This is a genomic window from Streptomyces sp. NPDC102283 (genome assembly GCF_044766265.1).
In the GTDB taxonomy this organism is placed as follows: Bacteria; Actinomycetota; Actinomycetes; order Streptomycetales; family Streptomycetaceae; genus Streptomyces.
In genome coordinates, this window is the sequence record NZ_JBIWLQ010000013.1 from 160,365 (window position 1) to 185,213 (window position 24,849).

Genomic DNA, 24,849 nt, shown 5'->3' on the forward strand with positions numbered 1-24,849 from the left:
GAGGGGGAGGCGATACGTGCCACCCACGACGGTCACGGCAAGCTTCCGCACACCGTGCCGGACCCGGACGGATGAGCGCCGGGGCTGCCCGTGATCCAACAGTGGTCGTCGCCCCCGGCTCTTCCCAGCGGTGTCTCACACCGTGAGGTGCTGCTTGGCGTCGGTGCCGGGGGCGGGCTCGGGGGCGGTGCCGTGCTGCTCGTCGTCGGGGCGGCCCTTCTTGGGCAGCAGGAAGGTGATCGCGAGGAACGCCGTCAGCAGGCACGCCTGGACGATCAGGGCGCGGTGGAATCCGCCGGTGAAGTCACCGGTCTTGGCCTGGGCGAAGAAGACCGAGCCGAAGACCGCGACGCCGATGGAGCCGCCGATGGCCTGCACGGCCGACAGGACGCCGGAGGCGGAGCCGATCTCGTCGTCGTCGACCGCGGCGAGGATGAAGCTGAACAGGGCGGCGATCACCATGCCGGCGCCGACGCCCGCCACCGCCGTGCCGGGCACGATGTCCCAGATCGAGAACGAGGCGGTGTCGAGGCCGTCGACCTCGACCCACAGCACGGCCGCGCCGACCAGTTGGACGAGCGGTCCGATCTGGAGCACCTTGCGGCCGATCCTGTCGGCGAGGAACGCGCCGCTGATGGCGCCGCCGATCGCGGTTCCCACGGCGAGGGGAAGGTTGCCCAGTCCCGCCTCGCCCGCGGTGAAGTGCTGGCCGATCTGGAGGAACAGCGTCAGGACGAGCTGGGTGCCGATCAGGCCGCCGAAGAACAGGGCGATGCCGCCGAGGCCGACGGTGAAGGCCGGCTTGCGGAGCAGGCCCGGGGTCACCAGCGGATCGCGACCCGCGGCGGCCGTGCGGCGCTGCTGGAGGGCGAAGAGGGCGAAACCGATCGCCGAGGCGGCCATGGAGAGCCATATCCACAGCGGCCAGCCGTTCTCCTGTCCCTGGTTGAGCGGCAGCACGAGCAGGGCGCAGGAAGCCACGACCAGTGCGGCGCCGGTCATGTCGACCCGTACCGTGCGGTCGCCCGCCTTCTTGGGCACGAACTTCGCGGCGACGATCAGCGCCGCGACTCCGACGGGCAGGTTGATCAGGAACACCGACCGCCAGCCCAGGCCGAAGAAGTCGCCCTCGATGAGGAAGCCGCCCAGAACCGGGCCGATGATGCCGCCCAGGCCCAGGACGGGGCCGAAGATCGCGAAGACCTTGGTGAGCTCGGGGCCGGAGAAGTTCTCCCGCAGCAGTCCCAGCCCCTGGGGCAGCAGCATCGCTCCGGCGGTGCCCTGCAAGAGGCGGAAGGCGATCAGGGACTCGATGCTCGGCGCGATCGCGCACAGCAGCGAACTCGCGGTGAAGGCCGCCAGGCCGATCAGGAACATCCGGCGCCGGCCGTAGCGGTCGCCGAGCCGGCCGCCGAGCACGAGCCCGGCGCCCAGGGTGAGGGCGTAGCCGCCGATCACCCACTGCAGTCCGACGGAACCGGCACCGAGGGAGTCCTCCAGGGCCGGCCCGGCGACGTTGACGATCGAGGCGTCGAGGAGATCCATGATCTCCGCGACGATCATCACCGCCAGGATCAGCCACCGCCACCGGTAGGGCTCGGTTGTCTCGCCTGTCCTGGCCGTCTCGCCTGTCCTGGCCGTCTCGCCTGTCCTGGCCGTCTCGCCGGCCTCGTCCGTCTCATCTGTCTCGTCAGGGGTGGGGGACGGGTCACGCACGTCAGATACCTCCATGGTGAAGTAATTCCATGGTGAAGGTAAAGCGGTGAGGGTAGGTTGTCAAAGCGGGCTGCCCACCTGGACGCCCGGCAGGAGAGAAGAGGTGGCAGGCCCGGTGGAGGAAGCGATGGGCGACGGTGTCGCGGCGCGGCGCGAGCGACTCATGGAAGGGCTACGGACCTACGGCGGCCACTACGCCGAGCTCAGTCGGCGCTTCGCGGCGTGGCTGGGCCTGCACTCCACCGACGCGACCGCGGTGCTGGAGATCGCCGCCGCCGAAGAACGCGGGACCCTGCTGTCACCGGCCCGGCTGAGCGAGCGCATCGCCCTGTCCACGGGCGCCACCACCGCGCTCCTGAACCGTCTCGAAGCGGCCGGACACATCACCCGCACCCGCGAGCACTCCGACCGGCGCATCGTCACCCTGCGCGGCGGCCCGCACATCCAGGAGCGGGCGGACGAGTTCTTCGGTCCGCTCGCCGGCCGGCTCGACGCCGCGATGTCCCCGTACCCGCCACAACTCCTGGAACAGTTCGATCAGTTCATGACCGATCTGAACGCCACCATGGACGCCCACCTCGCCGAGCGGAACCCGGCGACACCGTGCTCCCCGGCGCCCTGAACCCACCGCACAGCGGTTACGCGACGCCCCCCGCCGAGGGAGCGGCGCCGGGTCGCCGAGGACAGGGGCACGGGCCGAGCGGGCGGCAACCGCCCGGTCCAGGCGTCGGCGTGAAGGCATGCCGCCCGGAGCGCGGCTGCCCGGAGCGCGGGAGTCACAGGACAGCCGGGCACGCACGGCCCGCATCGCTTCGCGGAGCTCGCCAGCGGACCGGTCGGGGTCAAGACCGCGATCCTCGTCGGTTCACGGCGCGGGCCGGGTGGGGACCGATCCACTGTGGACGTCATGCGACAACCTCGTTGCGTTGCGTGTAGAGGGAGTTGACGGAGGGTCAACTTTGTGGCGTATGCATGACATCACCTTGTTCGTGCTTGCTCGGCCGGAACACGCGGCGGCATCGTCGGATGCGGCGCACGGGACCCCGTACGCCGCATCCCCCGACGCGTGAACCTCCGACGCGTCACCGTTCGAGGAGACTTCTTCATGACAGCAGTGCGCACCACCAAGCGACGGATCGCCGGAGCGATCGCCGCGGCCTCCACACTCGCACTCGCCGTCGGAGCAGGCACGGCCTTACCGGCGCAGGCGGCTCCCGCGCCCGAGGGCAGAGTCCTGCACGCCGGTGCGGCCGGGGCGGTTCCCGGCAGCTACATCGTCACGCTGAAGGAGACGGCCGGCTTCCGTGCGTCCGCGGCCCAGGGCAAGAAGCTGATAGCGGGCTACGGCGGCCGGATCGAGCGCACCTACACGTCGGCGTTGAACGGTTACGCCGCCCAGCTCAGCAGCACCGGAGCCAAGCGGCTCGCCGCCGACCCGGCGGTCGCCTCGGTCGAGCAGAACCAGAAGGTCCACTCGACCGCCACCCAGACCAACGCGCCCTGGGGCCTCGACCGGATCGACCAGCCGAACCTGCCGCTGAACGGCACCTTCACCTACCCGGACTCGGCCGGCGTCAACACCACCGTCTACGTCCTGGACACCGGCGTGCGCATCACCCACCAGGACATCGTCGGCCGGGCTTCGAACGGCTACGACTTCGTCGACAACGACAATGTCGCCCAGGACGGCAACGGCCACGGCACCCACGTCGCCACGACCGCCGCCGGAACCGTCTACGGCGTGGCCAAGAAGGCCAAGATCGTCGCCGTGCGGGTCCTCAACAACAGTGGTTCCGGCACCACCGCCGGAGTCATCGCGGGCGTCGACTGGATCACCGCCAACCACGTCGCCTCCTCCGTCGCCAACGTCTCGCTCGGCGGCGGCCCCAGCACCACCCTGGACAACGCGGTGCGCCGGTCGATCGCGTCCGGAGTGACGTACTCGATCGCGGCCGGCAATTCCAACGCGCCCGCGTCCGGCTTCTCGCCCGCCCGGGTGGAGACCGCGCTCACCGTAGGCGCCACGACCAGGACCGACGCCCGTGCCACCTACTCCAACCACGGCCCCCTCGTGGACCTCTTCGCACCGGGGTCCGACATCACGGCCGGCTGGGCGACCTCGGACACCGCCACCTACACCGGAAACGGCACGTCCTTCGCCGCCCCGCACGTCGCCGGCGCGGCCGCTGTCTACCTGACGAACCACCCCGGCTCCTCCCCGGCCGCCGTGGGCACGGCCCTCGTGAACGGCGCGACCTCCAACGTCCTCACCGGCGTCGGAACAGGCTCCCCGAACAAGCTGCTGCGGCTCGTCCCGTAACCACGGGAACGACCTGACGCGGCGCTCGACGGCCGGGCACGGACACGGCGAACTCCCCGTGTCCGTGCCCGGCCCGAGGAGTTCGACGCCCGAGGCAGTGGGCACGCGCAAGGCGCTCACCCAGGAGAACCGGCCCAGCCATCGAGACGCGTCCGTCAGGCCTTTGACCGGGCGCTGCTTCGACGGAGGATGGTGGTCGATCGGGTCTACGTCGTGACCCTCCGGCAACTCCGACAACTGGGAGCGTTCCTTCCGATGACCGTACAGGCCGCACGCCGTGAGCACGGCGGCACCGAGACCGCCTCGACCATGGCCGACTCGCCGTTCAAGCCCTCTCTCGTCAAAGCGGTGTTCAGAAACGTGACCTCGATGCACGTCTCCCGGTCGGCCACGTGGGCCGCCTCGTCGGTGACGCGGACAGTGCTGACGGAAATCATCCGGGGCGCGAGGAGAGCGGCGGAGGCGGAGGCCCGGACGAAGCTGTTTCCCGAGGACCTCGTCGCGGCGATCGACCGGAACGTCGAGCTTGAGGTAGGGAGCAAATGGTACGACCACAGCCCGGCCTTCAAAGGCCTGACCGGTGTCATGTACGACGCCGACGGTGTCATCGTGCCTTCTCTTAAGCGCAGCAGGTCACGCAAACCGAGTGCTGTGGTCGGCGCCCACAGGTTCGAGGCCGGGGTCAAGAAGCTGCTGCGGAGCCAGGGAGTGACGGCCGCCCCGGCGATGGCTCGCGACCTGAACGGAATCGCGAGCATGTTCCTGACGGACCTGGCCCGGGACGCCGCCATGGTCGTCCGCGAGGGCGGGCTCCAGCGTTTCGGCACGGTCACCCTGGTGACGTCGGGCGAACCGGCCCCGCCCCCGCTCCCCACCGATTCCCTCCGGGTCCCGTACGCCCGCAGAGGGAACGGGCGGACCATCGGCGGCGACGACGTCCTGGCCGCCACCACCATTCAGCTGTTCGGCGTCGACCTCAGGCAGCAAGCGCTCACCGAGGCACACGAGGCGACACAGAACACGCGGCCGGCTGAGCAGATCACCGAGGCCGGAAGATGAGAAGCCGGCGCTGAGGGCGAGAGGCCGGCGTGGGCGCCGGTCACGTGAGCCATTCGAGCGTCATGTCCGCCGGCACGACGTGTCCGGGGTGCTCCTCTCCCGGGGTGCTCCTCTCTCGGGGTGCGCCTACTCTTCGCCGGTCGTGTGCCCGCGCGTGACCCGACGGCACACCAGGAACCCGATCGCGACGACCACCAGGTACAGCGGTACGAGCAGCACCGTGTCACCGGACGCCTGCTCCACCGTCACGCCCGTGTCGCGGTCCTCGCCCTGCAGCATGATGCGGTTCACGGTCAGGACGGTCAGGTGTGTGCCGATCGCCGCCCACAGCGGGGCGTGAGCCAAGGCCGTACGGGCGGCTACAAGGGTGAGGCCGAAGACCGTCAGGAGGATGAGGTAGTCGACCGGGTGCTGCCCCTCCGGGGCGATGCCGATGTGGCCCGCATCGTCACCGGCCAACCGGGCGATGCCGGCCGTCACCAGCATCGATGCGCCCGGTACGAGCAAGAAGACCGCAGTGGTGCCGAACATCGCCGGTGCGGACCCGAATCGTCCGCGCAGCGATGTCCAGGTGTAGCCGCGCAGCGTCGTCTCCTCGGGCAGGGCTTCGAGCAGGAACGCGACGGCGGCGTTGGTGACGAGAAAGCCGACCAGGGTGTCGAGGTCCAACTGCCGCCACACGAGTAGCCCCATGGCCGTGCCCGCACCCAGCACCACGACCGCTCCGGCGGCCGTCACTCCGACGCCGGTGAGGAACGCCCGTATGCTCGCGCCGGGACTGCCGAAGCCGACCGCCCGGGGGTGTGACAGACGCAGGACGAAGGGCACGGCCACGACGGTGACGAGGGCCGCAGCGATCAGCCGGGCGGCCGGACCACCGACTCCGGCGACGTCCGCCAGCACGGGTCCGAGGCCGTTGCCGACACCGAGAGCCACCGCCATGATCAAGCCGCCGGCCAATGCGCGGCCCATGGCCCCGGCGGCCGTGGGCGTGGGCGTGGTCGCGGGGTGTCCTGCGTGCAGCTCGGTCACAGCGCTCCTGATGACGGCAGGGCCGGCTCCCATCGACAACCCCGTGTGCCTTCCAGGCTCGCCCGGCCACCGGTCAGGAACGTCGTGCGCGCGGACGATCTCCCGCTACACCCTTCGGCGCAGCGGACCGCAGGAGTCGCATGAGGGGGCGCCCCAGGGCGTCCGGGCCGCCCTTGTCGGTGCCCCCTGCTCCCCGTACCCATGAGGAAGCTCCCCGTCGCGACCCGGAACGGCGCTTCGGCTTCTGATCCGTTCCGTGCGGCGACGGGCTCCGTGCGGCGACAGGCCTCGCGAAGACGCGCGAACATCCTCGCGTCCTCGCGGGGTAGACGGATGGCACACCACCCCGAGGAGGAACCATGTCCGGACTGATCGCCCGTCTCACGCAGTTCACCCGCAGCCCCCAGGGCCGGCGGACCATCGCGTCGGCACGGCGTGCCGCTGCCGACCCGCGCAAGCGCGCCCAGGCCCGCAGCCTGTTCGGCCGGCTGCGCGGACGCCGGTGACATCGACGCTTCGGCGAACGACCGGACAGAGGACCGGCCGCACGTCACCCTGCCGTGGAGCTGGAGCCCCGGACGTCCTCTCCTGGCAGAGCGAAAGGCCCGCACGCGACTCGCTCAGCGGATGACACCGAACACGGCTTGACGGCAGGATCGTGTGAGGAAGCCAGTGGCTCCGCCGCAACCGCACCGGAGCCCAGCCGGCCCACCAGGAAGAACCAGGTCGGCAAGCCCCTCTCTTTTCGCTCGCCAGGAGACAGCCGTGAAGATGCTCATCAACGTTCCCGAGACCGTGGTCGCCGATGCTCTGCGTGGCATGGCGGCCGCGCATCCCGAGCTGACCGTCGATGTGGAGAACCGGGTCGTCATGCGGCGGGACGCGCCCGTGGCGGGGAAGGTCGGCCTCGTCTCCGGGGGCGGTTCCGGGCATGAGCCGCTGCACGCCGGGTTCGTCGGGCCCGGAATGCTGTCGGCCGCCTGCCCCGGTGAGGTGTTCACCTCCCCCGTGCCCGACCAGATGCTGCGGGCGGCGGCAGCCGTCGACAGTGGGGCGGGAGTGCTGTTCGTCGTCAAGAACTACACCGGTGACGTGCTCAACTTCGAGATGGCCGCCGAGCTCGCCGACGACGAGGGGATTCAGGTCGCCCAGGTGGTGGTGGACGACGACGTGGCCGTGAGCGAGAGTACGTTCACCGCCGGGCGGCGCGGTACGGGAGCGACGCTGTTCGTCGAGAAGATCGCCGGAGCCCTGGCGGACGAGGGCGCTCCGCTGGAGCGGGTGGCCGCCGTCGCGCGGCAGGTGAACGGGGCCTCGCGCAGCTTCGGGGTGGCGCTGGGCGCGGTGACCACTCCGGCCAAGGGCAGCCCCACCTTCGATCTGCCCGCCGGAGAGCTGGAGTTGGGCATCGGCATCCACGGGGAGCCGGGACGTGAGCGGCGGCCGATGATGACGTCCGGGGAGATCGCCGACTTCGCCGTGAACGCGGTGCTGGAGGACCTGCGGCCCACCGGTCCGGTGCTCGCGCTGGTGAACGGCATGGGGGCGACACCTCTGTTGGAGCTGTACGGGTTCCATGCCGAGGTCCACCGGGTCCTGTCCCAGCGGGGCGTCCCGGTGGCTCGTACGCTCGTGGGGAACTACGTGACCTCGCTCGACATGGCAGGCTGTTCGGTGACGCTGTGCCAGGTCGACGAGGAGCTGCTGCGCCTGTGGGACGCGCCCGTGCGGACGGCCGCGCTCCGCTGGGGCCGCTGAGCGCCGACGGGATCCCGTGACCGGGTGCGGCCCCGGTGCGGGTTCGCCGTACGGGTCGCCCGTACGGCCACCGTGCCGCCGCCGGGACGATCCGTTCCGGGCGGGACCGAGGAACAGGAGATCATGTGCTCGACACCGACTTCTTCCGCCGCTGGATGGCCGCTGTCGCGACGTCCGTGGAGCGTGAGGCGAACCATCTGACCGAGCTGGACTCGGCGATCGGGGACGCCGATCACGGCAGCAACCTCCGGCGCGGCTTCACGGCGGTGACGGCGGTGCTGGAGGAGGACGCCCCCGCCACTCCCGGTGCGGTGCTCACCCTGGCCGGACGGCAGCTCATCTCGACCGTGGGCGGCGCGTCCGGACCGCTGTACGGGACGCTGCTGCGCCGTACGGGCAAGGCTCTCGGGGACGACGAGGAGGTGACACAGGACCAGTTGGCCCAGGCGTTCGCGGCCGGGGTCGCCGCGGTGGGGCAGCTGGGCGGCGCCCAGGCCGGGGACAAGACGATGCTCGACGCGCTGCTGCCCGCGGCGGAGGCCCTGGCCACCTCGTTCGACGGCGCCGCGAACGCGGCTCGTGCGGGGGCCGAGGCGACGGTGCCGTTGCAGGCGCGCAAGGGCCGGGCCAGCTATCTCGGCGAGCGCAGCGTCGGCCATCAGGATCCGGGCGCGACCTCGTCCGCGCTGCTGGTCGAGGCCCTGGCGGCGACGGCGGCGGACGGAGCGGGCGCATGAGCGGCGGACGGCAGGTGGGCATCGTGCTGGTCTCCCACAGCGGTCCCGTCGCCGAGTCGGTCGCCGAGCTGGCCCGTGGTCTCGCCGCCGGAGGGGTGACCGCGCCGGTCGCCCCGGCGGGTGGGCTGCCCGACGGTGGGCTCGGGACGAGCGCGGAGCTGATCGGCCGGGCCGCCGCCTCGGTGGACCGGGGTGCGGGTGTCGCGGTTCTGGTGGACCTGGGAAGCGCGGTCCTCACGGTGAAGGCCATGCTCGCCGAGGGCGACGAGCTGCCCGAGGGCACGCGGCTGGTGGACGCGCCGTTCGTGGAGGGCGCGGTGGCCGCCGTGGTGACCGCCTCGGCGGGCGGCGACCTCGCGGCGGTGGAGGCCGCGGCCTCGGAGGCGTACGGCTACCGCAAGACGTAGCGCCGTCCGCAGGATCGGGCTGGGCCCGCGTGGCGCCCCGCACCGCACCGCCGCAGACTTGACGACATGTCGACAGGCAGGCGCAGTGCGGGGCTCCTTCTCTTCCGGGTCGTGGAGGGCGTGGACGGGCGGGATGTCGAGGTGCTGATCGGGCACATGGGCGGGCCGTTCTGGGCGGGCCGGGAGGCGGCCGCCTGGTCGGTGCCCAAGGGCGAGTACGGACCGGAGGAGGACGCGGAGGCCGCCGCCCGCCGGGAGTTCGTGGAGGAGTTGGGCGTGCCGGTCCCGCCGGGCGAGTGGATCGCGCTGGGCGAGTCACGGCAGCGCAGCGGCAAGACGGTGACCGCCTGGGCCCTGGAGGCGGATCTCGACGTGGGGTCCGTCGTGCCCGGGACCTTCACGATGGAGTGGCCGCGCGGGTCCGGCGTGCAGCAGGAGTTCCCGGAGATGGACCGGTTCGCCTGGTGCACGCCGGAGCAGGCCGCCGATCGGCTGATCGTCGGCCAGCGGGTGTTCGTCGACCGGCTGCGCGCTCAGGTGCGCGGGACGGCCGCCTCCCCCGACGCGTAGGCCGGCGCCGCGCCCGCCGGGCGGCCTGCCCGCAGTTCCAGTACGTCGCCGGTGAAGCGGGCCCGGAAGCTGCGGTCGTGGGAGACGACGACGACCGCGCCCCGGTACTGGTCGAGGGCCTGTTCCAGCTCCTCCACCAGGCTCAGCGCGATGTGGTTCGTCGGCTCGTCCAGGACCAGCAGATCGGCCGGCCTGGTCACCAGGCGGGCCAGGGCCAGCCTGCGTTGCTGGCCGACGGAGAGGGACGCGACGGACACGTCGAGGTCCTCGGAGCGGAACAGGCCGAGGGCCAGGAGTTCGTCGGCGTACTCGTCGGGGAAGCCGGGGCGGCCCGCCGCGAAGGTGGCGAGCAGGGTACGCCGGGTCGGGCGCGCCGGCAGTTCCTGCGGGAGGTAGCCGATGCGGGCCCGGCGGGTGACCGTGCCCGCGTCGGGGGTCAGGTCACCCGCGAGGACCCGCAGCAGGGTGGTCTTCCCGGCCCCGTTCTCACCGGTCACCAGGAGGCGGGCGCCCGATTCCACGCGCAGGGAGGGGAGGCGGAGGCGGTCCCCGACGGAGACAGCGTCCAGCTCCACGAGCGTCCTCGCACGGTTCGCGGTGTCGGTGCCGTCCGCGGTGCCGGTGCCCTCCGCTGTGCCGGTGCCCTCCGCTGTGCCGGCCCCGTCCGCCGTGCCGGTCTCGACGACGGCCGGGCGGCCGGTGAAGGCGAGCGGGCGGGGCGGGGGCGGCACGGGCGACCTGCGCAGGGCGTCCCGTCGGGTCCGGGCGGCCCTGACCTGGCCGGACAGTTTGGCCTCGTGCGAGCGGCGGTGCTTGCCGAAGCCCTGTTTCGGGTCTCCTCCGGTGGCCGCGAGCCGCGCTCCGGCCGCTTCGACGAGCTCCTCGGTGCGGGCCAGGTCCGCCAGGTACTCCTCGTGCGCCTGGGCCCAGCGGCGGCGGGCAGCGGCCTTGGCGGTGCGGTAGCCGTCCCAGCCGTCGCCGTATCGGGCGACCGTGCGCAAATCCCGGTCGACCTCCAGGATCACCGAGGTGACGCGCTCCAGGAAGGCCCGGTCGTGGGTGATCGCCACGACGGTGCCCCGGTGGGCGCGCAGGTGCTCCTCCAGCCAGCCGACGGCGCGGGCGTCGAGGTGGTTGGTCGGCTCGTCGAGCAGGAGCAGTTCGGGGGCGGCTGCCAGGACGCAGGCGAGGGCGAGCCGGGACTGCTCGCCACCGGAGAGCGTGGCGAGGGCGCGATCGCGGGTGAGGTGGGCGAGGCCGAGGCCGTGCAGGGCCGCTTCGGTGCGGGCGTCCGCCCGGTAGCCGTCGCGGTCCTCGTAGGCGGTGAGGAGGTCTCCGTACGCGGCGAGCTCCGCGTCGGTGGGCCCCGGGTCGTCGGGCTTCCGCTCCGAGAGACCGGCCTCCGCCTCGCGGATACGGCGTTCGAGGTCGCGCAGCTCGGCGAGGGCCGTGTCGACGGCGTCCTGCACGGTGTCGGTCGGGTCGAGATCGAGGGTCTGGGCGAGATAGCCGGCGCCGCCGGGGAAGCGGACGGTGACCTCACCGGTGTCCGGTTGTTCCGCTCCGGCCAGCAGCCGGAGCAGGGTGGACTTTCCGGAGCCGTTCTCGCCGATGACGGCGGTCTTCTCACCGGGCCGGACGGTGAGGGTCACCTGGTCGAGTACGGAGCGGTCCCCGTACGCCTTGGAGACGTCCTTCATGGCCAGTTGAGCGCGGTCGCGCTGGGGGTGCATGGGTGCCTTTTCCCTGGGTGACGGCCCGCGAAGGCGCGCGCGGGGGCGCGGCGGCGGGGCGTGGATGCCGGACGGCGAAGGGGACGGCGGCGGGCGCGCGGGGTGACGTCGACGTCACCGGGGCGTCTCGGAGAGACGCGCGGTGCGCACGCTGCGGCCGTCCGGGCCGGGAATCAGCGGAAGAAGTAGTAGCTGTACGAACCCATGTCGGCCAGTCTAACGGCGGTCGGCCTCCCGGCTCCGGGAATTGTTCTCCGCCCGCGTCCGCCCCGGCGGTTGCCGCCGGGAAGGATCCGGGGGCAACCGCCGGGGCGGACGCGGACACGTCGGGCGACGGGAGCCGGGAGGTTCAGCCGCCGGGGAGGATGACGGCCCGGCCGTTGATCCGGCCGTCGTGGAGGCGCTCGTAGGCGAGCGGGGCCTCGTCGAGGGAGTACGTCTCCACGTGGACGTCCACGGCTCCGGCGTGGGCCAGATCGAGGACCTCGGCGAGCTCCTTGCGCGAGCCCCAGTAGGGCGCGCAGACATTGGCGCCGTACGGAAGCGTCCCGAAGCCGACCGGGAGCGCGCCGCCGCCGATGCCGACGATGGTGACGTCGCCGTCGACGCGGGCGACGGCTCCGGCGGTCGCCACGGTCGGCGGCGCTCCGACGAAGTCGAGGACCACATGGGCGCCGAGTCCGCCGGTCAGTTCCATGACGCGGGCGGCCGCCCTCTCGTCGGAGAGGACGGCTTCGTGCGCGCCGACGGTCCTGGCCAGGGCGAGCTTGTCCTCGGTGACGTCGAGGGCGATCACCCGGGCGGCGGTCATGGCGCGCAGCAGCTGGATCGCGACGTGGCCGAGGCCGCCGGTGCCGATGACGACGGCGGTGGAGCCGGGAACGAGCTTCGCCCGGGAGCGCACGATCGCGTGGTACGGGGTCAGTCCGGCGTCGGTGAGGGGCACTGTCTTCACCGGGTCGAGGTCGCCGATCGGGACCAGGTGGCGGGGATCGTCGACGATCATGTACTCGGCCATCGCGCCGGGTGCCCCGAGCCCGGGCGGCATGATGCCGAGCTCCTTGGCGCGCAGGCAGTAGTTCTCCTTGCCTTCGGCGCAGTTCACACAGGTGCCGCAGCCCCAGGGCCCGTACACCGCGACGGAGTCGCCGAGGGCGAAGCCCTCGACTCCGTCACCGAGGGCGGCGACCGTGCCGACGCCCTCGTGCCCCAGGGTGAGGGGCAGCGGGAAGGGGATCTGGTCGGCGGGCCAGCTCATCACGGCGATGTCGGAGTGGCAGACGCCGGCGGCGGTGACCTTCAGCAGGACCTGGCCGGGGCCGGGCTCGGGGTCCGGGACGGTGACCACCTCGGGGGCGGCGCCGACGGCTCGGTACTGAACGGCTTTCATGGGGTCTCCTCGCTTCTTCCTTGTTTCGCTCTGTCGCCCCGTGCTTCTTTTGTCGCCCCCGTGTCCCCCGCGCGCCACTCGGGCTCCGTCACGGGGCGGAGTAGCCGCCGTCCACCAGGTGGTAGCTGCCGTGGATGAAGGAGGCCTTGTCGGAGAGCAGGAAGGCGGCGAGTTCGGCGACCTCCTCGGCGGTGCCGAGCCGTCCGGCCGGGTGCAGGGAGATCAGGTGCTCGCGGGCCGCCGGGTCGGTGTTCCGCAGGAGCGGGGTGTCGATGAAACCGGGGCCGACCGCGTTGATCCGGACGTTCTGCCCGGCGTATTCGAGCGCGGCGGTCTTGGTGAGGCCGACGACGCCGTGCTTGGCCGCGACGTAGGCGGGCGACCCCGCGAAGCCGTTGGTGCCGAGGATGGAGGACATGTTGACGATCGCGCCGCCGCCGGCCGCCACGATGGCGGGCAGTTCGTAGCGCATCGAGTGGAAGACGCCGCTGAGGTTGGTGGCGACGACGCGGTTCCAGTCCTCGACCGGGTACTCGCCGGTCGGGCTGCTGGCGCCCGCGATGCCGGCGTTGTTGACGGCAAGGTGGAGTGCGCCGAAGGTGTCCACCGCGAACCGCACCCCCGCTTCGACGGAGGCGGGGTCGGTGACGTCCACCGCGACGGCGGCGGCCCTGGCTCCGGCGCTCTCCAGCTCGGCCGCGGCCTCGCGTGCGCTCTCCTCGTCGTAGTCGGCGACGACGACCGCCGCACCGGCGGCGGCGAGCCGCCGGGCCAGGGCGAGGCCGATGCCGGAGGCGCCGCCGGTGACGAGGGCGGTGCGGCCGGAGAACTCCGTCCGGGCTTCGGCCTTCGCCTCGGCCGCGGGGGTGGAACCGTGTTCGGTGCTCATGAGATTGCCTCGGATTCTTCTGCTTCTTCTGCGGTGCTGTCGGTGCTGTGGGTGTTGTCAGTGCTGTCGGTGTTGTCGGTGCCGAAAGCGCCGGTACCAGCAGCGCCGGTGGAGACGCGGCGCTGTCGCGGAGCGCCACCGTGCTGTGCCGGAGCGGAACGCGGCTCTCCGAGCAGGTCGGCGGAGAGCGCGTCGAACGCCTCGGCGACGAGTGCGGGCAGGGCGTCCGGCCGGCCCCCGCGCACCCAGGCGGCCTGGGCGGCGAGCAGCGCGCCCGCTCCCGCGGCGACGGTCACGGCGGGCCGGATGTCCTGCCGCGGATCGACGCCGAGCCGGTCCGCGACGATGGCGACCGAGTCCTCCTGGGCGTCCACCCGGATGTGATGGAAGACGGCGTAGAGGGTCGGCTCCTCCTCGGCGACGACCAGCAGGTCGAAGATCCGGGGGCGGCGGTGCCAGGGCTCCGCCGCGGGATCGGCGAGCCAGTCGAGGACTGCACGCCGGTAGGCGAGGAGCGGGGGTTCCGGGGCCGGGCGGGCGCGCAGGGCCGCGTTGATGCGGTCGCCGTCGCCCCGCAGGGAGTCGAGGGCGGCGGCTTCCTTGCTCGTGAAGTACCGGCTGAACGTACGGCGGTCGACGTCCGCGGCTTCCGCGATCTCCTCGACCGTCACGTTCCGCAGCCCGCGGTCGAGCACCAGCTCGAACGCGGCCTGCGCCAGGGTGTCACGGGTGCGGCGCGCCTTGCGGCCGCGCCGTTCCGGGGTCTTCCGTTCCGGAGTCATACATGCACCGTACACCTGCAAATGTCCCCACGCGACATTTGTCTCGTGGGGACACTCGTGGGGACACTGGTGAGGACGTCAGAGGACATCAGGGGTGCTTTGCGCGGGCTCGCGGCGCGTGCTCAGACCGCCGCGATGCGCCACTCGCTCTCGCCCGCGTCGGCGGCAGCGGGAACACCGGGAGCGGGAACACCGGGAAGCACAGCGCCGGAAGCCGTAGCGCCGGAAGCGGCATCGCCGGGGGCCGCGACACCTGCGACCGCGGGCCGCCGCGTGACGTCGGCGGTGGTGCGCAGCAGTGCGAGCGCGGCGATGTCGTCGCGCCGGACGCCTCCGGAGAAGTCCTCCAGATCGACGTGGAGCGCGTCGAGCAGTTCGCGCGGCCCGTGCCCGGCCCAGGCTCCGATCCGCTCGTCCAGCGGGTAGAAGCCGCCGGCGGCGTCGCGGGCCTCGGTCACCCCGTCGGTGACGACGAGGAGCGTCGCGCCCGGCGGGAGGTCGAAGGACTCGGCCGTACGGGTCTCCCGGCTGAGGCCGGCGAGGCCGAGGGGGACGTAGGTCCGGTGGAGTGTGACGGCCGAGGACCGACCGTCGTGCAGCAGGCGCGGCAGCAGGTGCCCGCAGTTCACGGCCTCCACCCGGCCGCCCTCGTCGAACCCGAGGACGAGCGCGGTCACGAAGCGTTCGGCCTCACCGGTCTGGGCGGAGAACACGTTGTGCCGGACGACGGCGGCCTCCAGCGCGTCCACCACTCCCGTGAGCGTGGATTCGCGGATGGCCGCCTCACGGAACGCGGCGATGGCCGCGAATCCGGCGCCGATGGCCGCGAGCCCCTTGCCCTGGACATCCCCGATGATCACCCGGGTCCCGTAGGGCGACTCGACGACCTCGTAGATGTCTCCGCCGACGAAGCGGTCCTCCTCGATCGGCTCGTAGAGCCCGTGCGCGACGACGTGGTCGGTACCGACCGGCAGCGGCCGCAGGATCTGGCGCTGCAGGGTGACGGCGGCGGACCGCAGCCGCGCCATCTCGGTGGCGTGCCGGATACGTGCCGCGCAGGCGGCGACCCCGAGCGCACAGGCCAGTACGGCGAATCCGATGCCGAAGACGAAGTCCCAGAAGGTGCCGTCCGCCCCGACCCGGAACCCGACGACGACGGTGGTGATCCACACCGCGATCCAGATGGTCTGGCGAAGGCTGCAATAAACGGAGGCCAGTGCGGGAACGACCACGAGCAGCGGCACGACCCGCAGGTCGTTGCCCGTGCTGACGTCGAGGATCACGACGAGCACGGTCAGCAGCGCGAGGCCGCCGACCAGTGCCCAGTTGCCGATCCGGCTCTGGGACACCGCCGCGACAGCGCCGTCCGCACCGGGGGCGGCGCCATCCCGGTCCCGTACCCCGTTCTGCTTCTGTGCCATGTCCAGCAACCTCATGGGCACGGCCTGTCCTCCCGCTGATCTCTCGGCGCCGCCCGCAGTTTCGGCCGGTCCCTTCCAGTGGACCGGGTGGCGGGCGTCCGCGCAGGAGGGCTTAGGGCCCCGAGCGACTGCCGAAGGTCCCGCCCGGGACTTCCGGCCCGGGGCCCTGGTCCCGTACCGGGAGTGCCGCTGGTCCCGGGCCGACGCGGGTACCGGCGGCGGGTACCGGTGGCGGGTACCGGGTCCGCGTACGGGTCCGGCCGCCGAACCGGATGCCCGGCGGCGCCTCGTTCCGGCGGCCCGGTCAGCGGAGCGAGGGCCTTCGGGTCCCGTCCGACGCCGCGAGCGTGGCGGGGACGAGGGCGGAGAGGAATTCCGTACGCCGGCGAAGCCGGAAGCCGAGGGACTCGTAGAGCCGGACGGCCCCGGTGTTCGAGGCGGACGCGTGCAGGAACGGCGTCTCGCCGCGCTCTCGGATCCCGTGCGCGACCGCCAGGACCAGTCGGCTCGCCAGCCCCTGCCCCCGTACGGACTCATCCGTGCAGACGCCGCTGATCTCGGTCCAGCCGGGCGGGTGCAACCGCTCCCCCGCCATCGCCACCAGTGCGCCGCCCCGACGGATGCCCAGATACGTGCCCAGCTCGACCGTGCGCGGCAGGAAGGGGCCGGGGCGGGTGCGCGCCACCAGGTCCAGCATCTCCGGCACGTCCCGGGGGCCGAGCAGGACCGCCTCCGGATCGGGCGCGGCGTCCACCGACGCGTCGACCAGCTGGACGCCCTCGGCCCGGAAGACGATCTCCCAGTCCCGCGGCGGCGGCTCCTGGAACGCGGCCAGGGTGACGGAGCCGCCCGGTCCGGCGAGCGCCGCGACATCGGCCCAGTCCTGGACGTCCGGGGTGTCGGGGAGCGCGATCCACGGAGTGACGTCGGCGGGATAGCGCAGGATGCGCCCGCGGCTCTCGGCGAAGTGGGCGTGCGGACCGGTGAGCGAGGCCCTGGCGGGGTTGTCCAGCGGGTGGAGCCGGGAGGGGACACCGGTCAGGGAGCGGGTGTGGTTCTGGGTCATGGTCTTCCTCGTTCTCGTTCCGTCCATCGCACGGTTCTCGGCAGCGGGTGCTCCGGGCGGGGAGCGGCGCACCTGCCTGGCAGGAGAAGCCGGTGGCTACGGCAGGTATTCCGTGAGGCGCAGCTGTTCATGGTGTTGCAATCATCGGGCCGCCGGCCGTCCGGCCCCGCATCCCCTGGGACGCCCCCCGTGGCGGCCCGGCGCACCGGCGTACGCCCGGATCGGCGAGCGGCGAAATCGACTCATCCGTAGGCCAATACGCGCCGGTCCGGTCCCAACGACCGCCCGGCTGTGGCACTCTGGTGACGACCGCCCCACCGGGCTCCCCCGTACCGGTGGGGCGGTTGTTTGCGCATTCATTGCTCGCGCCCTCCACGCGCCTCCTCCACACGCGCCCTTCCTTTCGCGCCTCCCGCCTCGCGCCCCGAACCTCTTGAATCGCGCCTCTCGGATGACGGCGCCTCAGGGCCGAACTGGGCCCATTTCCGGCCAACTCACTCCAACTGGCCGGATCAACTCCCCCTTTTCACGCATGAGAGCCGTACCCCTGGGAAGGCGAACAGACCTCAGGGCCTACGAAACCAGGGAGCGTGAAGCGACATGACCGCGCAGACCGTACGGACCGCACGGACCGCGCAGACAGCCGGTACGGAGCAGGCGGGCACCAGCGAGGAACTTCCGTGGATCGAGGATGCCGGGAAGATCGCCCCGATGGACGCGCGCCGGCTTTCACGCCTCTTCTTCGACCGCCTCCAGGTCCTGGAGGAGGGCACGCCCGAGTATCAGTACGCCCGCAACACCCTCATCGAGATGAACCTGTCCCTCGTGCGCTTCGCCGCCAACCGCTTCCGCAACCGGGGCAGCGGCGACATGGAGGACATCATCCAGGTCGGCACCATTGGGCTGATCAAGGCGATCGACCGCTTCGACCTCTCGCGGGAGGTCGAGTTCACCTCGTTCGCGGTGCCGTACATCGTCGGGGAGATCAAGCGGTTCTTCCGTGACACGAGCTGGGCGGTGCATGTGCCGCGGCGCCTCCAGGAGCTGCGGGTCGACCTCGCCAAGGCGAAGGAGTCCCTGGCGGGCGACCTCGACCGGGACCCCACGGTGCAGGAGTTGGCAAAGGACCTGGGAATCGAGGAGTCCGAGGTCACGGAGGGCATCGTCGCCTCCAACGGCTACACGGCGGGTTCCCTGGACATGCCGACCGACACCGCGGAGTCCGGGCCGCGCCAGTCCGCCGGGCGGACCTTCGCCGATGTGCTGGGCGAGCCGGACCCCGCCATGGAGACCGTGGAGAATCTCCACGCCCTCGCGCCCCTGCTCGGCGAACTGGACGAGCGGGAGCGTCGGATCATCGACATGCGCTTCGGCCAGGAGATGACCCAGGCGCAGATCGGCACGGAGCTCGGGATATCGCAGATGCACGTGTCCCGGCTGCTGAGCCGGATGCTGGGCAAGCTGCGGAGCGGGATGCTTGTCCAGGAGTGAACAGTCCGAGCCCGCCCGTCGGGCGGGTGGACAGCGGGTGGGAAGGCGTTGCGGTTCTGACTGATGCATCAGTCAGAACCGCAACGCCTTTTTCTTTCGGGGGTTGAGCCTGCTGATGTTGAGGTTTTCTCAACACATGACTACGGTGGCTGACCATGCAGCAGGACGAGGTGGCCGTACGGGTCCGGCAGGTGATCGATGCCACGGGTGTCAGCGCGCGCGAGTTCGCGCGGCGGATCGTGATCGATCCGTCGAAGCTGTCCCGTTCCCTGAACGGCACACGGCGCTTCACCGCCGCCGAACTGGCCCGGATCGCGGACATCGGCGGCGTGGACGTCGGCCGGCTGATCGGGACGACGGCCGGTACCGCCGATGACGCGACGCCCGGTGCGGCGGGTGGCCCGGCGGGCGGCGCGGCGTCGATGCCGCCGACCGTGCGCGCCCCGTCGCCCCCTCGCCCGCCGTCGCCCCCGCCGGAGGGCGGCAGGCCCTTGCAGATCGTGCGGGAGACGGTACGGCTCATCGCCGAACGCGGATTCCACGCCGTCCGGGTCGCGGACATCGCCGCGGCCTGCCACACCAGCACGGCGGCGATCCACTACCACTTCCCCGGCCGCGACGAACTGCTCGAAGCGGCGGTCCGCTGGTGCATGGATGAGGACACCCGTCGCCGTGCCGAGGCCACGGCCGGCACCCGTCACGCCGGGGAAGAACTACGCCTGCTGATCGAACTCCAGACGCCCCGCACCGAACAGCAACGGCGGCAGTGGTGCGTCTGGCTCGACCTGTGGGCCGAGGCCGCCCGGTCCACCACGGTCGGACGGCTCCACGTGGAGTACTACCGCCAGTGGCGGGGAACGGTCGCCGACGTGATCCGTCGCGGCGTCGAACAAGGCGTGTTCCGTCCGGTCGACGCGGACGGCACCGCGCTCGCCCTCACCGCGCTGATCGACGGACTGGCCTCCCAGGTCCTGGCCACCGAGCCCGGCCTCCCGGGCACCGGAGCACAGGCCATGCACGACGCGCTCGTCTCCCACGTGGACGCCTGCCTGACAGCGCCCGTGGCCGACTGACGCCCGCCCCGTACAACCCCCGTACCCCCAACTCCCGAACCTGAACTCCCCGAACTCCCCGAACTCCCCGAGAGGAGACGTTCCCGCATGCCCGTGAACCAGGACGTCATCATCACCTGCGCCCTCACCGGGGCCGGCGACACCGTCGGCCGCAGCCCTCACGTCCCGGTGACGCCCGAGCAGATCGCGGCCTCCGCCGTCGAGGCCGCAGGTGCCGGTGCCGCCGTCGTCCACATCCATGTCCGCGAACCGGAGACCGGCGCGCCCTCCCGCGATCCGCGGCTCTACCGGGAGGTCGTCGAGCGGATCCGGGAGACCGGCGCCGATGTGGTCATCAACCTGACCGCCGGAATGGGCGGGGACCTCGTCATCGACCCTGAGGCGCCGCTCCGACCGTTGCCGGGCACCGATCTGGTCAGCGGTCTCGAACGGCTGCCGCACGTGGAGGAACTGCTGCCGGACATCTGCACCCTCGACTGCGGTTCGCTCAACTTCGGCGACGGCAGCAACCTCTACGTCTCGACCCCCGACATGCTGCGCACCGGCGCGAAGCGTATCCAGGAGCTCGGGGTCCGGCCCGAGCTGGAGATCTTCGACACCGGGCAGCTGTGGTTCGCCAAACAACTCCTCGCCGAGGGGTTGCTCGACGACCCCACGGTCTTCCAGCTCTGCATGGGCATTCCGTGGGGCGCGCCCGCCGACCCGGGCGTCCTCCAGGCGATGGTCAACATGCTTCCGCAGGGCGCCCAGTGGGCGAGCTTCGCACTCGGCCGGATGCAGATGCCCTGGGCCGCCCAGTCGATCCTGCTCGGCGGACACGTCCGGGTCGGCCTGGAGGACAACCTCTATCTGGGCAAGGGAGTCAAGGCCACCAACGGCCAGTTGGTGGAGCGCGCCGTGCGGATCACCGAGTCCCTGGGCTCCCGGGTCGCCACGCCCGACGAGGCGCGCGCGAAGCTCGGCCTGCGCCCGCGCGCCTGACCACGCACGCCTCCCTCTCCCCTCCCCCACCGTCTTTCTGGAGTGTCGCCCGTGACTGTCACCCCTTCCGCCGCCGCCACCGAAGGCCCCGCCGCCCCCTGCGCCCCGGAGGACGTACGCCGTGTCGCGTGCGTCGGGGCCGGAGTGATCGGCGGTGGCTGGGCGGCCCACTTCCTCGCCCGCGGGTACGACGTCACCGCCTGGGACCCGGCCCCCGACGCGGCCGTCCGGCTGCGCCGGCTCATCGCCGCCGCCTGGCCCGCGCTCGAGCAGCTCGGCCTGGCTCCCGGAGCGTCGCAGGACCGGCTCACCGTCACCGCGACCCTCGAAGAGGCGGTGGCCGACGCCCAGTTCGTCCAGGAGAGCGCCCCCGAGAAGCTGGAGCTGAAGCGCGATCTGCTGGCCCGGCTGGACGCCGCCACGCCCGCCGGCACGGTGATCGCCTCGTCGACCTCCGGCTATCCGATGACGGACATGCAGACGGAGGCCGCCGACCCCGGGCGGCTCGTCGTCGGGCACCCCTTCAACCCGCCCTACCTCATTCCCCTGGTCGAGGTCGTCGGCGGTGAACGGACCGAGCCCGCCGCGGTCGACTGGGCCTCGCGCTTCTACGGTGTCGCGGGCAAGTCCGTGATCACCATGGAGCGCGAGGTGCCCGGCTTCATAGCCAACAGGCTCCAGGAGGCCCTGTGGCGCGAAGCCCTGCACATGGTCGCCAACGGCGAGGCCACGGTGGCGGAGATCGACGCGTCGATCACCGAGGGCCCGGGGCTGCGCTGGGCCGTCATGGGCCCGATGCTGACCTTCGCGCTCGCGGGCGGTGAGGGCGGTATGGCCCATATGCTCGACCACTTCGGCCCGTCGCTCAAGTCGCCCTGGACCCGGCTCGAAGCACCGGAACTGGACCGGACGCTGTACGAGGCGGTGGTGGCCGGCTGCGAGGAAGCGGCGGACGGCCGGAGCATCGCCGATCTGGTCGCCGAACGGGACCGGGGCGTCATCGACGTCCTGCGGGCGACGGGCCGCCTGCCCCGGACCGCAGAGGATGTCGCCCGATGAGCGAGCACCCGGCCCCCGAGGAGACGACCGTGACCGACGATGGCACGGAACTCCCCCTGTTCCACCGGACGGTACGGCCCGAGTGGATCGACTACAACGGCCATATGAGCGAGGCGTTCTACGTCCTGGTCTTCGGCTACGCCACCGACGCGATGATGATCGAGACCGGTCTGCACGCCGGGTACCGGGAGAGCACCGGCTGCTCGCTCTACACCGTCGAGTCGCATCTGCGCTATCTCCGCGACGTGGCCGAGGGCGCCCATCTCGCGGTCCGCACGGGCCTGTTGGGAGTGGACGCGAAGAAGGCGCGCTTCAGCCACGAGCTGTACGTGGTCGGCGCGCCGGGCGGCGTACCGGAGCCGGAGGCCGCCCCGGTGGCGACGAGCGAGCTGCTGGCGCTCCATGTCGACCAACGGGCGGGCCGCACCGTCCCGTTCCCGGATCCCGTACGGGAGCGGCTGGCCGCGCTCGTCGAGCCGGCGCCCGCCTGGGCGGGTCGCTCGATCGCCGAGGTCCCGGCCATCCGCTGAGCCCTCTCCGCCCTCCACCCGCCGTCGCCGCCCACCGTCACCTCCAGGGCCGGGGCGGTGACGGCGGGCGGCGGCTCCGGAGCGGCCGGGTATGGCTTCTCCGTTGCCGCAGTGTTGCCGGGCATGACGCGCCGTTACGGGTTCGTGGCCGGGCGGGCGACACGCTTCCGGGGGTGCGCGGTGCGGCCTACGGTCCGTATTCAGCCGTCACCGCCCCGTGCGAGGAACCACATGAGCCAGCCCCTCGACTCCGTCACCGCAGGCCACACCCCCGAGGACCAGCACCGTCAGGAGCCGGGCGCCGCCTGGTCGTTCGAGACCAAGCAGATCCACTCCGGCGCCGCCCCCGACCCGACGACCGGCGCCCGCGCGGTGCCGATCTACCAGTCGACGTCCTTCGTCTTCCGCGACACGCAGCACGCGGCCGACGTGTTCTCACTGGCCGAGCCGGGCAACATCTACACCCGCATCCACAACCCCACCCAGGACGTCCTGGAGCAGCGCATCGCCGCTCTGGAGGGCGGGGTAGCCGCCGTCGCGCTGGCTTCGGGGCAGGCCGCCGAGACGCTGGCGATCCTGACGCTGGCCGGGGCCGGGAGCCACATCGTCTCCTCCCCGTCGCTGTACGGCGGCACCTACAACCTCTTCCGTCACACGCTTCCCCGGTTCGGCATCGAGGTGACGTTCGTCGAGGACCCGGAGGACCTGGAGGCCTGGCGGGCCGCGGTCCGGCCCAACACGAAGGCGTTCTTCGCCGAGACCCTCGGCAATCCGCGCGGCGACGTGCTGGACGTCCGGGGCGTCGCGGACACCGCGCACGCGGCCGGGGTGCCGCTCATCGTCGACAACACCGTTCCCACCCCCTTCCTGCTGCGGCCGATCGAGCACGGCGCGGACATCGTGGTCCACTCGGCGACCAAGTTCCTCGGCGGGCACGGCACGACGATCGGCGGCGTGGTCGTGGACGCCGGCACGTTCGACTTCGGGGCCCACGCGACACGCTTCCCCGACTTCCACGATCCCGACCCGAGCTATCACGGGCTGCGCTACTGGCCCGACCTGGGCCCGAGCGCGTTCGCGGTCAAGCTCCGGGTGCAGTTGCTGCGCGACCTGGGTCCCGCTCTCTCGCCGCACTCGGCGTTCCTGCTGCTCCAGGGCGTCGAGACGCTCAGCCTGCGACTGGAGCGGCACACCTCCAACGCGCTGGAGCTGGCCCGCTGGCTGGAGCGGCGCGACGAGGTGGAGACCGTGCACTACGCGGGCCTGGAGTCGAACCGCTGGTACGAGGCCGGGCAGCGCTACCTTCCGCGCGGGGCCGGGGCCGTGCTGGCGTTCGAACTCAAGGATGGAGCCGAGGCGGGCCGCCGGTTCGTGGACGCCGTCGAGCTGTTCAGCCACCTCGCCAACATCGGTGACGTACGGAGCCTGATCATCCATCCGGCCTCCACCACGCACAGTCAGCTCACCGAGGAGCAACTGCTCGCCACCGGTGCCACTCCCGGCCTGGTGCGGCTGTCGGTGGGGCTGGAGAACGTGGACGACCTCAAGGCCGACCTGGAGGCGGGTTTCCGGGCGGCGAAGGCGGCATCCTGAACGACAAGGACCCGCACCGCGCGCTTCCCCTCCCGCCCGCGTCCGGCGGTCGGCGGGAGGGGGATCCGCCCGGTCGTCGCCGCTGGGCGGCGATCGAGGACCCGCTGCCCCTGGAGTCCGGCGTCCGGCTGCCGGGGGTGCGCCTGGCGTACGAGACCTGGGGGCAGCGGGCGGCGGACGGGTCCAACGCCGTGCTGGTGCTGCACGCGCTGACGGGCGACAGCCATGTGGCCGGGCCCGCCGGCCCGGGGCATCCGACGCCCGGCTGGTGGGACGCGCTGGTCGGTCCGGGCCGCGCGGTCGACACCGACCGCTGGTTCGTCGTCGCCCCCAACGTCCTGGGCGGCTGCCAGGGCAGCACCGGACCGTCCTCCCCCGGGCCCGACGGCACACCGTGGGGGCCACTGTTCCCGTATCTGAGCGTCCGGGACCAGGTGGCGGCCGAGGCGGCGCTCTCCGATGTGCTGGGCATCGACCGGTGGGCGGCCGTCGTCGGCGGGTCGATGGGCGGCATGCGGGCCCTGGAGTGGGCGGTGAGCAGGCCGGGCCGCACCGGTTCGCTGCTCGTGCTCGCCGCCCCGGCGGCCGCGTCCGCCGAGCAGATCGCCTGGGGCTCGGTGCAGATCGGCGCGATCCGCTCCGACCCGGGGTGGCGGGGCGGCGACTACCACCGGGCACCCCCGGGCGGCGGCCCCCACCGGGGCCTCGGGCAGGCGCGCCGCATCGCCCACATCACGTACCGCGGCGAACCCGAGCTGAACTCCCGCTTCGGCGGGGAGGCGCAGCCCGGGGAGCAGCCGGGGCACGGGGGCCGCTACCGGGTGGAGTCCTACCTGGACCACCACGCGGACAAGCTGGTGCGCCGGTTCGACGCGGGCAGCTATGTGACGCTCACCGAGGCGATGAACGGCCACGACGTCGGCCGGGGCCGGGGAGGGCTCGCCCGCGCGTTGCGCCGGGCGGACATGCCCGCCCTGGTCGCGGGGGTCGACTCGGACCGGCTGTACCCCTTGGCGCAGCAGGAGCGCCTGGCCGCACTGCTGCCGGGGGCGGACGCCCCGCGCACCATCTCCTCGCCCTGCGGGCACGACGGTTTCCTCATCGAGACGGAGCAGGTGGGCCTGCTCGTACGGGAGTTGCTCGCGGGCCTGCCGCAACCGCACGCACGCCCCGCCCCCGCGCCTTCCCTCTCCCCTTCGGCCTCCACCTCGACTCACCTTCCCACCTGACCTGCGAGGAGCT

23 protein-coding genes are annotated in these 24,849 nt (G+C 72.3%); 15 read left to right on the top strand and 8 right to left on the bottom strand.

Annotation, left to right across the window (positions count from 1 at the left end; all coding sequences use genetic code 11):
- Positions 1 to 135: 135 nt before the first annotated feature.
- A complete protein-coding gene (locus ACIRJT_RS25290) occupies positions 136 to 1,731 on the bottom strand; it encodes an MFS transporter (protein ID WP_403912993.1) in 1,596 nt (531 codons plus the stop codon).
- 112 nt (positions 1,732 to 1,843) lie between these two features.
- Here ACIRJT_RS25290 and ACIRJT_RS25295 point away from each other — a divergent pair, with 112 nt between their 5' ends.
- From ACIRJT_RS25295 to ACIRJT_RS25305, 3 genes are all read left to right on the top strand, one after another.
- Positions 1,844 to 2,338, top strand: a complete 495-nt coding sequence (locus tag ACIRJT_RS25295) for a MarR family winged helix-turn-helix transcriptional regulator (RefSeq protein ID WP_403913180.1) — start codon at positions 1,844 to 1,846, stop codon at positions 2,336 to 2,338.
- 483 nt (positions 2,339 to 2,821) lie between these two features.
- Positions 2,822 to 4,036, top strand: coding sequence for a S8 family peptidase (locus tag ACIRJT_RS25300; RefSeq protein WP_403912996.1), 1,215 nt, complete (start codon positions 2,822 to 2,824; stop codon positions 4,034 to 4,036).
- Between the two features lie 255 nt (positions 4,037 to 4,291).
- A complete protein-coding gene (locus tag ACIRJT_RS25305; RefSeq protein ID WP_403912998.1) occupies positions 4,292 to 5,095 on the top strand; it encodes a hypothetical protein in 804 nt (267 codons plus the stop codon).
- Between the two features lie 126 nt (positions 5,096 to 5,221).
- Here ACIRJT_RS25305 and ACIRJT_RS25310 read toward each other — a convergent pair whose 3' ends face one another.
- A complete protein-coding gene (locus tag ACIRJT_RS25310) occupies positions 5,222 to 6,127 on the bottom strand; it encodes a type II CAAX prenyl endopeptidase Rce1 family protein (protein WP_403913000.1) in 906 nt (301 codons plus the stop codon).
- 359 nt (positions 6,128 to 6,486) lie between these two features.
- On the opposite strand from ACIRJT_RS25310, the gene ACIRJT_RS25315 reads away from it, so the two are divergent.
- From ACIRJT_RS25315 to ACIRJT_RS25335, 5 genes are all read left to right on the top strand, one after another.
- Positions 6,487 to 6,633, top strand: a complete 147-nt coding sequence (locus tag ACIRJT_RS25315; RefSeq protein WP_371621870.1) for a hypothetical protein — start codon at positions 6,487 to 6,489, stop codon at positions 6,631 to 6,633.
- A gap of 259 nt (positions 6,634 to 6,892) precedes the next feature.
- Complete coding sequence (dhaK, locus tag ACIRJT_RS25320) at positions 6,893 to 7,885, top strand: dihydroxyacetone kinase subunit DhaK (RefSeq protein WP_403913003.1); 993 nt, start codon at positions 6,893 to 6,895, stop codon at positions 7,883 to 7,885.
- Between the two features lie 125 nt (positions 7,886 to 8,010).
- Positions 8,011 to 8,622 (top strand): dihydroxyacetone kinase subunit DhaL, encoded by a 612-nt coding sequence (gene dhaL, locus ACIRJT_RS25325; RefSeq protein ID WP_403913006.1) that lies wholly within the window; start codon positions 8,011 to 8,013, stop codon positions 8,620 to 8,622.
- Complete coding sequence (locus ACIRJT_RS25330) at positions 8,619 to 9,029, top strand: PTS-dependent dihydroxyacetone kinase phosphotransferase subunit DhaM (RefSeq protein ID WP_403913009.1); 411 nt, start codon at positions 8,619 to 8,621, stop codon at positions 9,027 to 9,029. Before dhaL ends, ACIRJT_RS25330 begins: the two co-directional genes overlap by 4 nt.
- 66 nt (positions 9,030 to 9,095) lie before the next feature.
- Complete coding sequence (locus ACIRJT_RS25335; RefSeq protein WP_403913012.1) at positions 9,096 to 9,599, top strand: NUDIX domain-containing protein; 504 nt, start codon at positions 9,096 to 9,098, stop codon at positions 9,597 to 9,599.
- Here ACIRJT_RS25335 and ACIRJT_RS25340 read toward each other — a convergent pair.
- From ACIRJT_RS25340 to ACIRJT_RS25365, 6 genes are all read right to left on the bottom strand, one after another.
- On the bottom strand, positions 9,563 to 11,332 hold the full coding sequence (locus ACIRJT_RS25340; RefSeq protein WP_403913014.1) for an ABC-F family ATP-binding cassette domain-containing protein: 1,770 nt from the start codon (positions 11,330 to 11,332) through the stop codon (positions 9,563 to 9,565). The genes ACIRJT_RS25335 and ACIRJT_RS25340 overlap by 37 nt on opposite strands.
- Before the next feature lie 349 nt (positions 11,333 to 11,681).
- Positions 11,682 to 12,722 carry an NAD(P)-dependent alcohol dehydrogenase gene (locus tag ACIRJT_RS25345; protein WP_403913017.1) on the bottom strand — a complete coding sequence of 347 codons (1,041 nt, stop codon included), beginning with the start codon at positions 12,720 to 12,722 and terminating at the stop codon, positions 11,682 to 11,684.
- Between the two features lie 88 nt (positions 12,723 to 12,810).
- Entirely contained in the window at positions 12,811 to 13,611 is an 801-nt protein-coding gene (locus ACIRJT_RS25350; protein ID WP_403913019.1) for an SDR family NAD(P)-dependent oxidoreductase, read from the bottom strand.
- Positions 13,608 to 14,393 carry a TetR family transcriptional regulator gene (locus ACIRJT_RS25355; protein ID WP_403913022.1) on the bottom strand — a complete coding sequence of 262 codons (786 nt, stop codon included), beginning with the start codon at positions 14,391 to 14,393 and terminating at the stop codon, positions 13,608 to 13,610. Before ACIRJT_RS25355 ends, ACIRJT_RS25350 begins: the two co-directional genes overlap by 4 nt.
- 122 nt (positions 14,394 to 14,515) lie before the next feature.
- The gene (locus ACIRJT_RS25360) at positions 14,516 to 15,814 is read right to left on the bottom strand and encodes a PP2C family protein-serine/threonine phosphatase (protein ID WP_403913025.1); all 1,299 of its coding nucleotides are present in this window, start codon (positions 15,812 to 15,814) and stop codon (positions 14,516 to 14,518) included.
- 304 nt (positions 15,815 to 16,118) lie between these two features.
- Positions 16,119 to 16,880: a GNAT family N-acetyltransferase gene (locus ACIRJT_RS25365; RefSeq protein ID WP_403913027.1), complete on the bottom strand. Its 762-nt coding sequence runs from the start codon at positions 16,878 to 16,880 to the stop codon at positions 16,119 to 16,121.
- A gap of 600 nt (positions 16,881 to 17,480) precedes the next feature.
- Here ACIRJT_RS25365 and ACIRJT_RS25370 point away from each other — a divergent pair.
- The 7 genes from ACIRJT_RS25370 (at position 17,481) to ACIRJT_RS25400 (ending at position 24,836) form a co-directional block, all read left to right on the top strand.
- Positions 17,481 to 18,371, top strand: coding sequence for a SigB/SigF/SigG family RNA polymerase sigma factor (locus ACIRJT_RS25370; RefSeq protein WP_403913030.1), 891 nt, complete (start codon positions 17,481 to 17,483; stop codon positions 18,369 to 18,371).
- Between the two features lie 155 nt (positions 18,372 to 18,526).
- Positions 18,527 to 19,444, top strand: a complete 918-nt coding sequence (locus tag ACIRJT_RS25375; protein WP_403913033.1) for a TetR family transcriptional regulator C-terminal domain-containing protein — start codon at positions 18,527 to 18,529, stop codon at positions 19,442 to 19,444.
- Between the two features lie 87 nt (positions 19,445 to 19,531).
- Complete coding sequence (locus ACIRJT_RS25380; protein ID WP_403913036.1) at positions 19,532 to 20,425, top strand: 3-keto-5-aminohexanoate cleavage protein; 894 nt, start codon at positions 19,532 to 19,534, stop codon at positions 20,423 to 20,425.
- A gap of 51 nt (positions 20,426 to 20,476) precedes the next feature.
- On the top strand, positions 20,477 to 21,484 hold the full coding sequence (locus tag ACIRJT_RS25385) for a 3-hydroxyacyl-CoA dehydrogenase NAD-binding domain-containing protein (RefSeq protein ID WP_403913039.1): 1,008 nt from the start codon (positions 20,477 to 20,479) through the stop codon (positions 21,482 to 21,484).
- On the top strand, positions 21,481 to 22,014 hold the full coding sequence (locus ACIRJT_RS25390) for a thioesterase family protein (RefSeq protein WP_403913042.1): 534 nt from the start codon (positions 21,481 to 21,483) through the stop codon (positions 22,012 to 22,014). Before ACIRJT_RS25385 ends, ACIRJT_RS25390 begins: the two co-directional genes overlap by 4 nt.
- A gap of 231 nt (positions 22,015 to 22,245) precedes the next feature.
- Positions 22,246 to 23,607 (top strand): bifunctional o-acetylhomoserine/o-acetylserine sulfhydrylase, encoded by a 1,362-nt coding sequence (locus ACIRJT_RS25395; RefSeq protein WP_403913044.1) that lies wholly within the window; start codon positions 22,246 to 22,248, stop codon positions 23,605 to 23,607.
- Positions 23,604 to 24,836: a homoserine O-acetyltransferase gene (locus tag ACIRJT_RS25400; RefSeq protein ID WP_403913183.1), complete on the top strand. Its 1,233-nt coding sequence runs from the start codon at positions 23,604 to 23,606 to the stop codon at positions 24,834 to 24,836. Before ACIRJT_RS25395 ends, ACIRJT_RS25400 begins: the two co-directional genes overlap by 4 nt.
- Positions 24,837 to 24,849: the final 13 nt, after the last annotated feature.